This is a genomic window from Cellulophaga baltica, from assembly GCF_900102165.1.
Taxonomy (GTDB): Bacteria; Bacteroidota; Bacteroidia; order Flavobacteriales; family Flavobacteriaceae; genus Cellulophaga; species Cellulophaga baltica.
Map to the genome: position 1 here is coordinate 685197 of NZ_FNBD01000001.1, position 12456 is coordinate 697652.

General features: G+C 34.9%; 10 protein-coding genes. 6 read left to right on the plus strand and 4 right to left on the minus strand.

Going from position 1 to position 12456, the window contains the following annotated elements; translation table 11 throughout:
• Positions 1-16: 16 nt before the first annotated feature.
• A complete protein-coding gene (locus tag BLQ19_RS03025) occupies positions 17-910 on the minus strand; it encodes an EamA family transporter (RefSeq protein WP_074537324.1) in 894 nt (297 codons plus the stop codon).
• Between the two features lie 66 nt (positions 911-976).
• Here BLQ19_RS03025 and BLQ19_RS03030 point away from each other — a divergent pair, with 66 nt between their 5' ends.
• Positions 977-1369: a YchJ family protein gene (locus tag BLQ19_RS03030; RefSeq protein WP_074537325.1), complete on the plus strand. Its 393-nt coding sequence runs from the start codon at positions 977-979 to the stop codon at positions 1367-1369.
• 54 nt (positions 1370-1423) lie between these two features.
• Here the strand turns inward: BLQ19_RS03030 and BLQ19_RS03035 are convergent, their stop codons facing one another.
• Together BLQ19_RS03035 and BLQ19_RS03040 are read right to left on the minus strand one after the other, a co-directional pair.
• A complete protein-coding gene (locus BLQ19_RS03035) occupies positions 1424-5029 on the minus strand; it encodes a M1 family aminopeptidase (RefSeq protein ID WP_074537326.1) in 3606 nt (1201 codons plus the stop codon).
• A 2-nt stretch (positions 5030-5031) separates the two neighbouring features.
• The gene (locus BLQ19_RS03040) at positions 5032-5907 is read right to left on the minus strand and encodes an ABC transporter ATP-binding protein (protein WP_074537327.1); all 876 of its coding nucleotides are present in this window, start codon (positions 5905-5907) and stop codon (positions 5032-5034) included.
• Positions 5908-6061: 154 nt separating this feature from the next.
• Here BLQ19_RS03040 and hemB point away from each other — a divergent pair, with 154 nt between their 5' ends.
• From hemB to BLQ19_RS03055, 3 genes are all read left to right on the plus strand, one after another.
• Complete coding sequence (gene hemB / locus BLQ19_RS03045; RefSeq protein ID WP_074537328.1) at positions 6062-7048, plus strand: porphobilinogen synthase; 987 nt, start codon at positions 6062-6064, stop codon at positions 7046-7048.
• Positions 7049-7146: 98 nt separating this feature from the next.
• A complete protein-coding gene (locus tag BLQ19_RS03050) occupies positions 7147-8265 on the plus strand; it encodes a CNNM domain-containing protein (protein WP_074537329.1) in 1119 nt (372 codons plus the stop codon).
• Positions 8266-8739, plus strand: a complete 474-nt coding sequence (locus tag BLQ19_RS03055) for a methylated-DNA--[protein]-cysteine S-methyltransferase (RefSeq protein ID WP_074537330.1) — start codon at positions 8266-8268, stop codon at positions 8737-8739.
• 181 nt (positions 8740-8920) lie between these two features.
• Here BLQ19_RS03055 and BLQ19_RS03060 read toward each other — a convergent pair whose 3' ends face one another.
• On the minus strand, positions 8921-9703 hold the full coding sequence (locus BLQ19_RS03060) for a hypothetical protein (protein WP_254788180.1): 783 nt from the start codon (positions 9701-9703) through the stop codon (positions 8921-8923).
• A 185-nt stretch (positions 9704-9888) separates the two neighbouring features.
• Here BLQ19_RS03060 and BLQ19_RS03065 point away from each other — a divergent pair, with 185 nt between their 5' ends.
• The gene (locus BLQ19_RS03065) at positions 9889-11682 is read left to right on the plus strand and encodes a DUF4153 domain-containing protein (protein ID WP_175444389.1); all 1794 of its coding nucleotides are present in this window, start codon (positions 9889-9891) and stop codon (positions 11680-11682) included.
• 1 nt (position 11683) lies between these two features.
• Complete coding sequence (locus tag BLQ19_RS03070; protein WP_074537332.1) at positions 11684-12397, plus strand: 3'-5' exonuclease; 714 nt, start codon at positions 11684-11686, stop codon at positions 12395-12397.
• The last annotated feature ends 59 nt before the right edge of the window (positions 12398-12456 follow it).

The window sequence follows — 12456 nt, forward strand, 5'->3', positions numbered from 1 at the left end:
ACGCCTAAAGCAACTATTACTTCTTTGCTTTAGGCTTCAAATTAATGTAAACTACAGAGATTAATATTATCAGAATTCCTAACCACTGCAGAGAACTAATCTCTTCCTGCAAAATGATGTAAGCACTCATTACAGAAATTGGAATTTCTAAAGCAGATATAATACTTCCTAAACCAGTGCCAATAACGGGAATGCCTTTATTGAATAATATAGGCGGTAAAATTGTACCAAAGAAACCTAGGAAAGCTCCCCATTTTAAATATACCCACCAATCAAATTCATAAATAATTTGAACATTCCAAAACAACATCGTAACCATCAAACCGCCCAAAATTAAATACTTACTTCTAGTAAATAACGGAAGCTCTAGCGCAATGCTACTCGTAGCATACAAGGTACCGGTATAACATATAGCAGCAAGTAAACCAAAAGCTAAACCCTTGAAATTTAAAGCGGCATCTACTTCAAATATTTTTGCTGCCAATAAGGTTCCAATAATAACCGCTATAGCACCAATAATTTTCTTTTGAGTAACTAAATGTCGCTTTATAAAAAACTCTAACACCACACCCATCCATATGGTTTGCATTAGAAGTATGATTCCAACAGATACAGGAATGTATTGTATAGACAAGTAGTAGAAACTACTAGTAAGTCCTAAAAAGCTACCAAATGCGACAAGTTTTAGCTTATTCTTTCTTGTTTGTTTTTTGTCCGTAGGAGCCACATTCTTTTTAGAAAATAAAAAAGACAACAAGCTAAGCACAACCACTCCAACAAAATATTGGGCAAAAGCAAGACCTGCAGTTCCAGATCCATTATTGTTAGCAAACTTTACAAAAGTGGCGAGTATTCCATAACTTGCAGCTCCAACACCAACATACAAGACCCCTTTTAAATGATTATTCATTTTAAATTTTTAAGGCTGCAAATCTCTGAATAATTAACCAATTACGACTGCAACAAAACAACTATTATGATAAAATGTCCATGCGGATCTAACCAGGCTTATAGCCACTGTTGCGAAATAGCTCACCAACAACTTTCTGCAGTAGAAACGGCAGAACAATTAATGCGATCTAGATATACGGCTTTCACTCTAGCCGATGGAGACTATTTAATGAAGAGCCACCATAGTAGTACACGCCCCGTAAAAGAAAAGAAGGCTATTGAAAAATGGGCTAAATCTGTGAATTGGATACGTCTTGAGATCATCAACCGCTCTAAAGGAAAGGCTACCGATACCGAAGGTACCGTAACATTTAATGCCTACTATTTTGATCAAGGAGCTGTTGAAGTAATCCATGAAAAATCTGCCTTTGTGAAGGAAGAAGGCAACTGGATGTATTTAGGTTTAGCTGAGAACTAATAAAAGCAAGGAACCTGTCCTTGCTTTTATGAAGCTATAACACTAATATTTCTACTATTCTTCTACAGATAATAAGTTGTCATCTGAATTACGATCTATTAATTTATTATAAGGATCAATCCCGGCCTTTAATGGTTTTTCATCTGTAATCGCCTTAATGGTATTATCACCAGCTTTTAACCAATCTAGCTTAAAATAAAGCGGATTCTTAATGGTCACCCCTTCATCATTGGTCGTGTCTTCTCCAAACAAACCAACATCAACTAGGTTCTTTTTGTCATCTACGCTTTTTTCTTTACCATTGTCATCATAATAGATTTTTTTAGAATTAACAGTAAACGTTGTTTCCCACTTACCTGTCTCTAATTTTTTAGTTTTGGCGCTCATCACCCTATTTTCATATAAGACAATTTCTTTAAATCCTTCATCAACTTTATACTTCAAAGAATCTGGAGTAACAGCATATAACGCATTGTATAAATCTTCCGAAGTAGCATAATACCCTTTTTGATTGTATTTATACGCTTCCAAAAAAGACTTAAGACCTCTGTTTACAACGTCTTCGCCTAATACATCCTGCAAATCATACATCACCATTGATCCCTTTTCGTACCAAATATACTGGCCGGTTTCTACGTTCATTAAAGAGCGTTCTGGTTTAAAACTAAACTGCCTACCTCGCAAATACGTATCTAAAGAATTTTTCAAGAAAGATTTAATTCCGTTTTCTCCATACTCTTGCTTCATCGTCATTAAAGAAGCGTATTCTGCCAAGGTTTCAGAAATAATATTCGCACCTGATGTTTTACTAGGCGTTACAATATGACCCCACCATTGGTGCGCCACTTCATGAGAAGTAACTCTAAAGGCATAATTGTAGGTCTGCGCTCCAGAAAAATCTGCTACAAAACCAAAATCTTCAGAATAAGGTATGGTTGTCGCAAAAGATTGCGCATAATTAGAATGAGCCGGAAATTCAATGATTCTTAAGACGGAATAGGGGTATTCATAGAAATTCTCTGAATTATAGTCCAAAGCAACTTTTGCTCCTTTTATAAAATAACTCAAATTCTTCTTGTGCTTAGGAGAATGGTAAATTTCAATAGACACTTTTTTTCCACTAGGAGCAGTCCATGTACCTTTTTCTACGGCGTAAGCAGCAGATACAAAACTGAAGAAATAATCTGTTTTATCTTCTAATTTATAATTGTAATAAGCACGCTCACCTTTGTTCCATTTTTTTATTAAGGTACCTGGAGCAATAGCAATCTGATCTTTGCTCGTACTTACCGTTGCCTCAAAACTCATATAATCTCCATCTTCATTAAAAAGGTTCTTCTTTAAAGCAATACTATCTGTTCGTGGTGCATTTAAATAATCTAATTCTTCTAAACCATATTTTTTTCTAACTCCATTATCCGTTAAAGCACGATCATAATGAAAAGAAGGAAAAATGGCATCTGTAAAAAAGGATCCATTATCTAAAATTGCTGTTTCCCTATCATTAGAAAAACCATGCGTACTAGCAGATGTTTTGATAACTAATTGCGCGGTATCTTTTGGTTGTAATGTAGCCGGCAACTTATACATAAATAAGCGGTAAGCTTCATCTTTTAGAAATGGTTTTAGCTCTTGTCCGTTATACAATACCTGCTCAATTTTTGTATCAGCAATCGGGAATTTCAATTCCATTAAGAGCGTATCAATAGGCACATTAAATTTATTAGTCACGGTAAACTCTCCCTTAGCGTTAACACTTCGCTCCTTAGGGTAAATATCTATAAATGCTTTTAAGGCGATAACCTGAAGATGTGGCTTATCTATATACTTACCATATTTCTTTTCAGCTTCAGCATTAAGCTTTTCTGCATAATTACCATCTTCTAATTGGTTCAAGACTTTTAGGTTGTAATAGGCATACCCCCCAACAGCACCAAAAGCTAATAAAAAGAATAATGCTAGCGCTGTAATTTTTCCTGAAAAACGAGACTTTGCTATTCGCAAGCGCTCTTTTGCAGAAGAATAGAACCCTCTATTCCAAAACACAATACCTATAGTAGCCAAAATACACGTAAACAAGATCCAGTATAAGTTTAACCAAAACTCTCCCACCATATAATGACCAAAGCCATTTAAATCGCTTAAGAACCCTCCGGGTGTTTCTCCAAAAATTACTAATGGATTGGAGGTTTTAAAGGCTAAGCCAAACAAGAGAGGCAATCCTATGTAAATTACAATGACTAAAAAGTGTCCTAAAAATTTATTATTCACTAGTACATGAATAAAAAAGGCCAACAATAAAGTCATCAAATAACTCGGGAATATATTACTAAAATTATAGGTTAAATACATCCCCAACTCATAGTTAAAATAACCACTAAAGGTTTGGTATAACATACCTACCACTACATTTAATAGCGTTAACACAATAGCCACACCTATTAATGCTACAATTTTAGAAACGTATAAGGTTAAGTTACTTACCGGTAAGGCGTCATAAAATTCAAAAGTTTTATTTTTTCGTGTTCGATGAACCGCCTCGCCAGCATAAAGAACCAGTATAATCACGGAAAATAATGAGATACCCCCGGAAATTTGTGATACCATATACCGTGTTAGTGGTAGAGATGGCGTACCGTAAGTCTGGTTAGATTGGTAAGTAATAAAGCCAGCAACAATTACCCCGATTACAATTAAAATCACAAAAACAGTTTCTTTTACTATAGAAAGAAATTCTATTTTACTCAAAGACAAAAGATTTTCCCAACGTGATTTTTCTGTAAAAACTTGAGTAATTTCTTCTGAAATAGCAGCGGGTACATATGCTTCGTTACTTTCAACAGATTTCTTCTTTTTTGAAGAATTTAAAAATCCTTTATATGAAAAGCGGAATAAGGTGGTAAAGAAAATAACTAATGAAATCCCCAACCAAAGCAATCTGTTGATCGCTAATTTTCCTGTAAGTGATAGTTGTGTGGTATTCAGTTCATCAATAGACCAGTATTTGGTTAAATATCCATGTGCAGTTTCCCCAAATGGATCTACATAAACACTTAACCATTCCGTATCCAGGCTAGCTAACAACTGAGAAGAAGCAATCGTTAAAATAAGTAATATAATACCGCCCAAGTATAAAATAGACATCCGCTTAAAAAAGGTCATCAAAGAGAAGAATAAGCTTCCTATGAAAAACGCGTTAAACATCATAAAATATAAGAAAGGCCAAAAATAGGAGGCAAAATTAAACGCCGTATACGTACCATAATCTGGCCTATCTAAAAGAGCTCCAAGAACAAAACCAATTATTGCACCTACCATGGCAGCAACATTCATAAGAGTAACAATGGCAAAACTACCAAAGAAACGACCTAGAATATAGCTCTTCTCCGTAATAGGAAATGTAAAATAGGTTTGTGCAGTTTTATGATCTTCATCTCTATACACCGCTACTCCCATTATCGCTGCATAAAAAAATAGCCCCAACATACTCATTCCTCCAAGAACACCTATAATTGCGTTTGGACTATTGGTGAACTGGGCAGTTGATGAATCTGAAAATACCGCTAATAATAACGGAATTACAAACATTAAAAAGATATAGATATAGGTAGCCGGTCTTCGCAATCTATATTTGAGTTCAAATAAGAATATCTCTTTCATAATTACACGGCTTGAGGTTGGTTAATACTGTAAAAATAGAAGTCTTCTAAATCATTATTTACTGGCTCAAACCCATCAGCTAAAGGTATATCACTAAACACATTTACATTCATATTACCGCTGCGCAAGTAGGAGGACAACACAGTATATTCCGATTGGTATTTTTTAACCTCACTTTTATCAATACTCTTTCTAAAGACTTTTCCGTTTAACGAATTTGATAACTCTTGCGGATGTCCTTGCACTACAACAGACCCTTCATTAAAGACAGCCATGTTAGTACATAAGTTTACCACATCATCTACAATATGCGTAGACAAGATAACAACCGCATCTTCACCTAATTCACTCAATAAATTATGAAAACGGTTACGCTCTAATGGATCTAAACCTGCAGTAGGTTCATCTACAATAATAAGCTTTGGATTCCCTATTAAGGCCTGAGCAATACCAAAACGTTGGCGCATACCTCCAGAATAATCTCCCAAATTTCGTTTTCTAAACTTATAAAGGTTTACTTTATTTAATAAGTCCGATACATAAGCTTTGCGATCGCTTGTATTATGAATTCCTTTAATTTTAGCAATATGATTTAGCATCATCTCTGCAGAAACCTTAGGATATACTCCAAAATCTTGTGGTAAATATCCAAGAACTTTTCGCAGCTCTTCTGGTTGATTAAAAACATTTATCCCATCAAATTCTATAGTCCCACTATCTGCAACTTGCAATGTAGAAATGGTACGCATTAATGTAGATTTTCCTGCACCATTTGGCCCTAGCAATCCAAACATACCCTTATTAATTTCAAGGTTTACATTATTAAGCGCCTTTGTACCGTTGGGGTAAGTTTTGTTCAAATCTTTGATAGAAAGCATAGGATATTGGTTTAAGTTTGTATTCTACTGATGTATCGTTAGTATCCTCTATGACAAAATTGTTACAGAAAAAATGCTTTTTTTAAAACCACGTATCTTAAGATTTATATTATTGGTTACTTTATCTTTGTAGCTGTTTTAAAATTATCAGATTATGTACCCACTAATAAGAAATAGAAGACTTAGAACATCTGAAGCGATACGCAGTTTAGTTCGTGAAACCATCTTAACTCCAAGTGATTTTTTAGTACCACTTTTTGTTACGGAAGGAAAAGGTATAAAAGATGAAATTTCATCCATGCCAAATTACTTTAGGCTAAGCTTAGATCAATTAGAAAAAGAAGTAAAAGAATTATGGAGCATGGGCTTAGGTTCCGTGTTACTTTTTGTGAAAGTACCTGAAAATTTAAAAGACAATAAAGGGACAGAAGCATTAAATGCTGAGGGATTAATGCAACGCGCTATTAAAACCGTAAAAAATGCATGTCCAGATATGTTGGTAATGACTGATGTAGCTCTTGATCCTTATTCTTCTTACGGTCATGACGGAATTGTTGCTAATGGACAGATATTAAATGATGAATCTGCCGAACTATTAGCAGAGATGAGTGTTTCTCATGCAGCAGCAGGAGCAGATTTTGTAGCTCCTAGTGATATGATGGATGGTAGAATACTAACAATTCGTGAAGCTTTAGAAGATGAAGGTTTTATAAATACTGGAATTATGAGCTATAGTGCAAAATACGCTAGTGCTTTTTACGGTCCGTTTCGTGATGCTTTAGATTCTGCTCCTGTAGATCAAATAGATGTTCCTAAAGATAAGAGTACCTATCAAATGGATTATGCTAACCGTTTTGAAGCCATCAGAGAAACGCAAATGGATATTGAAGAGGGTGCAGATATTGTCATGGTAAAACCAGGGTTGTGCTATTTAGATATTGTTCGCGAAATAAAAAATGAAGTAGATGTTCCTGTGGCAGTGTACCAAGTAAGTGGTGAGTATGCCATGCTAAAAGCGGCTGCCGAAAAAGGTTGGTTAGACCACGATGCGGTCATGATAGAACAATTAATGGCTATGAAAAGAGCTGGTGCTAACATAATAGCGAGCTACTTTGCAAAAGATGCTGTTAAATTAATGTAGTATCCGCAAAGCTAATCGTGATAAAATCAATTTTATCCTAATTAAAGCACAATTGAGTTTTTAAATAAATGGTATCTTAGTCTTTCAAATATAGTTTTATGGGTTTATTGATTTTTTATGCAGTAATATCAATCTTCTTTTCTTTCTTATGCTCTATTCTAGAAGCGGTGTTGTTGAGCATCACTCCTACGTTTATCAACGTAGCAAAAAAAGATGGTAAGTCATACGCAGAAACCTTTGAAGAATTAAAGAAAGACGTAGATAAGCCACTGATTGCCATTCTTACGATAAATACTATCGCCCATACCGTGGGTGCCATTTTAGTGGGGGTACAGGCAAAAGTTGCTTATGCTGAACTCTACGGTAATACACAACGTTCTTTTTTAGGCATTACATTTACTGAAGACCTAATGGTAGGTATTGTTTCTACCGTCATGACCATATTAATTTTAATTGCCTCAGAGATTATTCCGAAAACTATAGGTGCAACCTATTGGAGACAATTAGCAAACTTCACTGCAAAGAGTTTAAAAGTAATGGTCTTAGGATTAAAATGGACGGGCCTTCTTTGGATTCTTCAACTGTTCACCAAATTAGTAGGAGGAAAAGGACATCACGGCAGTGTATTGAGTAGAGAAGATTTTACAGCGATGACCGATATTGCCCATGAAGAAGGGGTGTTTCAAAAATCAGAATCTACCATTATCAAAAATTTATTACGTTTTGATGAAATTTTGGTAAAAGACGTAATGACCCCACGCGCAGTGATGAAAATTGCTTCAGACCAAAAAACAATTCGCACCTTTTTTGAGGAGAATCCTAAATTAAGATTTTCACGTATTCCGGTGTATACAGATAAAGTAGATAACATTACTGGGTTTGTTCTTAAAGACGTTATTCTTGAAGAGATTATCAATAAGAATGACGATATTCCTTTAGCTGAGATCCGCAGAGAACTTTTGATTACGAAAAGAGGCACACCAATCCCGGAGCTTTTTGAGACCTTTATTGCCAAAAGAGAACACATAGCCTTGGTCGTGGATGAATACGGTTCTGTAAGCGGGCTAGTAAGTATGGAAGACGTTATAGAGACCTTACTAGGACTTGAAATTATGGACGAAAGTGATAATGTCGCAGATTTGCAATCTCTCGCTCGTAAAAATTGGGAGAATAGAGCAAAACAAGCCGGCATATTAGATCCTGAAAACAACAATTAAATGGAAACTGCCTACATTAAGACCCCATTAGGAATAGCAAAGTTAGTAGGCGATGAAAAAGGGATATCAGAATTTATAGTTTTAAATGCCGATGAGCCCCTTACCGATGTAATTCCGGAAGCATTGGAAGATGCCGTTTATCAAGTCAATGAATATTTTGAAGGTAAACGCGAGCATTTTAATTTAGATTTAAACCCGGAAGGAACCGATTTTCAAAAACGAGTTTGGAAAGGCTTACAGGATATTCCTTTCGGAAAAACTACCTCCTACTTAGAATTATCAAAAACTTTAGGAGATGCAAAAGCTATAAGAGCCGTGGCTAATGCCAATGGTAAAAATCCATTGTGGATTATTGTGCCTTGTCATCGGGTGATAGGAAGTGATGGTTCTCTCACCGGTTATGCAGGAGGATTGTACCGAAAACAGTGGCTTTTGGAACACGAAAGTCCGCTTAAACAAACATCCCTATTCTAAACTAAACAAACTAATTAGTTTGTACTTTCTTAAATATTACTCCTCGAAATACAAAAGATGTAGTTCATCGATACATAGCAGTAAACTAGCGATATTATCCGTACCTATTGATTGGTTTAAAAAACAAAAAACCGACTAACAAGTTGGTTTCTATAATTATAATACCTTAACACAAATCTCTTTAATTTTTACACGTAATAGTACTTTTACTAACGGTATCTGAGGTAGCATCAGCCAAAGAAATGGCATCCGTAAACAACACGAACTCATCAATTGCATGTCCGGAAGAACGTGCAGAAATTTCCATAGTATAGGTTCCAGCAGCACTAAAAGTTACAAAAATATCATGCGCATTATTATCAAATGTACTAGACTGCCATTTGAAATCTAGATTACTCCCGCTTCTGTAAATCTTAAACCATCCATCTTTAGTCGCCCCTTCAGGATTAGGCGTTTTTCCAGAATCTGCAGGATACACAATACTTTCTCCTTTTTGAGCAAAGAAATCACTTGCATCATTAAAACGCAACCATGTATCATTATGATCAGAGCCACTATCGCCTGTTTTCACGGCAGACTTCCAAACGAATCTATAGGTGCCTGGCACAGTAACTTGAAGTGCATAAGTAGCTAAACCCATTCCCGGTGTACCCAAAGATTGGTCGCCCTCCCATACCATATAACCTTCACCAGAAGTTGCAGCATCATCGTTCTTTAATTTCCAATCACTGTCAAAAACAGCGTCTTCGAATTCAACTCTCAGTAAGCCCCCATTTTCATTGAAAACATACTTAGCTACATCTGTACAATTCGTTGCACTTTCTCCAGGACCTTCCGGTGAAATAATATCAATATCTTCCTCGTTATCAGAAGAGTCATTAGTGCATGAAAAAAGGCCCATCGCTAAAAAAACAAAGGCAATATTCTTAAATTTCATTATAATAGATTTAGGTGTTTTCTTCATAACTTAAATCTTAATGAAATATTGAATTGCAGCTGCTGTTTTCGATAAAATGCTATAAATTAATCATTTTTGAGTTACATTACTATAAAAGATAATAGTAAGAACACTATAGAAACCCCCTATTCAGGGTAGTCGTCTACTATCAAGATTCATAATTTTGACTTATATTTAACTGATTTATGCTTATGAAAATACCTTCTATCTCCGAAATTACTTCTAAAGCACAAAATGCGATTCTTCGATTTCCATTAGCCCTTCTTTGGGCAGTTGGCGGAACCACATTTTTTATAAAGATTATAGAAGACGATAAGTATGATTATTTAAGAAATCATAACGATGAGATATTAACGTTAATCGTAGGATTAAGTTGGCTCATAGGCATACAGTTTTTTATAGAACAGTTTAAAAACCCAAGAAAATGGCAATGGCTAAAGCTTATAGTCCTAGCATTATTAGGCCTGTTTTATTGGTACCTGCCGGCCATACAGTATTACAGAGATTCTCCCATTTACCTCGTCAGATTTTTTCTTTATTTAATTGCGGGGCATTTATTTTTGCTGTTTGCACCCTTTATATTTAAATGGGATAAAAATGCCTACTGGAACTACTTAAAAAATACAAGTGTCGCTATTATACGCAGCTTATTTTATTCTGGAATTCTCTACTTGGGTTTAATATTGGCCTTAGCTGCAATTAGTGCTTTATTTGATGTTCATATTAAAAGTAGTAGATACGGACAACTCTATATTTTCTGTCTAGGTACAGTAAACACTTGGATTTATCTTTCTGATTTTCCTAAAGACATTTTTCAAGAAACTACAATTTATTTTGAAAAAACACTAGAGGTATTGGTTAAGTTCATTCTAATTCCCTTAGTTATTCTTTACCTATTAATTCTGTATGCCTATAGTGCCAAAATAATCATAGAATGGGAACTTCCTAAAGGATGGGTATCCTATCTGGTCATTGCCTTATCATTTTTGGGTTACATTATTCAAATTATCATAAACCCAATACAGAAAGAATTAAAATCCTGGACGATTAATAAATTTTACCCTTGGTTCTATATACTTCTAATTCCTTTAAACATTCTATTGTTTATTGCAATTTTACGAAGAGTAAGCGATTATGGCATTACAGAAAATAGGTATTTTGTATTAGCTATTGCCTTGTGGAATGTAGGGATTATTTTGTATTTGTTATTCAGCACTAAAAAAGCCCTAAAAGTACTTCCCATCTCTTTATTTATCATAGCCATAGTATCCTCTGTGGGCTTTTGGAGTGCCTTTTCGGTTTCAGAAAAAAGCCAAATACAGCAATTTGAGGAGATCTTTACCGAAGTTAAGAATAGGGATAATGTTGCCACAAATGAGGAAATAGGACGTTTACAAGATATTCTAGATTATTTAGAAAAACGTAAAGAAGTCTCTAGCTTAAATAGTATTACAAAATTAGATTTAGAAAGTTTCAGAGATCCTGCGGTAGACGAAGATTATAAAGCCGGCTGGCTAAATACTACAAAAATATGGGATAGCATCGCTTTTGAAGTGGATGCCTCCTCTATACCAGAAAATGAGCATGATTCCTATTACAGCTTATACTCATCTGACCAAAGGAATACCTATACCGCTATAAACGATTTTGACTCTTTTACTTACTTAAGCTTTTATATGAATTCTGAAAAGCGCATCGCATTAGATTCCCTTTATCTAGAACTTTATCCAGAAAATAATAGTTTAAAAATTTACTTCACAAAAGATGATACTGTAGCCTTAGAGATCCCTTTGACAGAAAAGCTTACGGAACTATCTAAATACGGAAATAATTTAAACAACGCTTCTTTAGACGACTTAACAATGGAAATTACAGGAACTACACACTCCTGTAAATTAGTATTGTCTGAGTTAAGTTTTAGAAAGACTAAAGAAGGTATCGAATTACAAAATATTAATGCCTTTTTATTTTTAAAGCAAAACTAGTATGCTCCAAAAACTAAACTTAGAACATATTTTGTTTTTAGACATTGAAACTGTTCCTGAAAAACAAAATTTTAATGATTTAGACGACGAAAAAAAAGACTTATGGGATCATAAATCTCAATACCAGCGTAAAGGAGAATTTACCGCTGAAGAGTTTTATGACCGCGCAGGAATTTGGGCAGAGTTCGGTAAGATAGTATGTATTTCTGTTGGATATTTTAAAATCAATGACGAAACAAGGAGCTTTAGGGTTACCACGTTTCACGGAGATGAGGCGGAGCTTCTAAATGAATTTAAAAATTTATTGGATGGTCATTTTAGTGCTTCAAAATATATGCTTTGTGGCCACAATGCTAAAGAGTTTGATTTTCCATATATCGCTAGAAGAATGCTAATCAATAGCATAGATCTACCCTACAAGTTAAACCTGTTTGGAAAAAAACCATGGGAAATTACCCATTTAGATACTATGGAATTATGGAAATTTGGAGACTTTAAACATTATACTTCTCTAAAACTTATGGCGAATGTTTTAGGGATACCCTCACCTAAAGGAGATATTGACGGGAGTATGGTTAAAAGTGTTTATTATGAGGATAAAGATTTAGACCGTATTGTAACCTATTGCGAGTTAGATGTCGTAACCACGGCTCAGGTATTCTTACGCTTAAGTAATGAGGACTTGTTAGAAGATAAAGAGATCAAAAAAATCTAAATAGAAAAGGGAAGCATCTTACTAAAAAGCCTCCCTTTAACTCCAAATCTAATTTAATC

Coding starts and splice junctions, on each gene's coding strand:
- BLQ19_RS03060 (WP_254788180.1), bottom strand. CDS start 9,703: ATGAAGAAAACACCTAAATCTATTATAATGAAATTTAAGAATATTGCC.
- BLQ19_RS03025 (WP_074537324.1), bottom strand. CDS start 910: ATGAATAATCATTTAAAAGGGGTCTTGTATGTTGGTGTTGGAGCTGCA.
- BLQ19_RS03070 (WP_074537332.1), top strand. CDS start 11,684: ATGCTCCAAAAACTAAACTTAGAACATATTTTGTTTTTAGACATTGAA.
- BLQ19_RS03035 (WP_074537326.1), bottom strand. CDS start 5,029: ATGAAAGAGATATTCTTATTTGAACTCAAATATAGATTGCGAAGACCG.
- BLQ19_RS03065 (WP_175444389.1), top strand. CDS start 9,889: ATGAAAATACCTTCTATCTCCGAAATTACTTCTAAAGCACAAAATGCG.
- BLQ19_RS03050 (WP_074537329.1), top strand. CDS start 7,147: ATGGGTTTATTGATTTTTTATGCAGTAATATCAATCTTCTTTTCTTTC.
- BLQ19_RS03055 (WP_074537330.1), top strand. CDS start 8,266: ATGGAAACTGCCTACATTAAGACCCCATTAGGAATAGCAAAGTTAGTA.
- hemB (WP_074537328.1), top strand. CDS start 6,062: ATGTACCCACTAATAAGAAATAGAAGACTTAGAACATCTGAAGCGATA.
- BLQ19_RS03040 (WP_074537327.1), bottom strand. CDS start 5,907: ATGCTTTCTATCAAAGATTTGAACAAAACTTACCCCAACGGTACAAAG.
- BLQ19_RS03030 (WP_074537325.1), top strand. CDS start 977: ATGATAAAATGTCCATGCGGATCTAACCAGGCTTATAGCCACTGTTGC.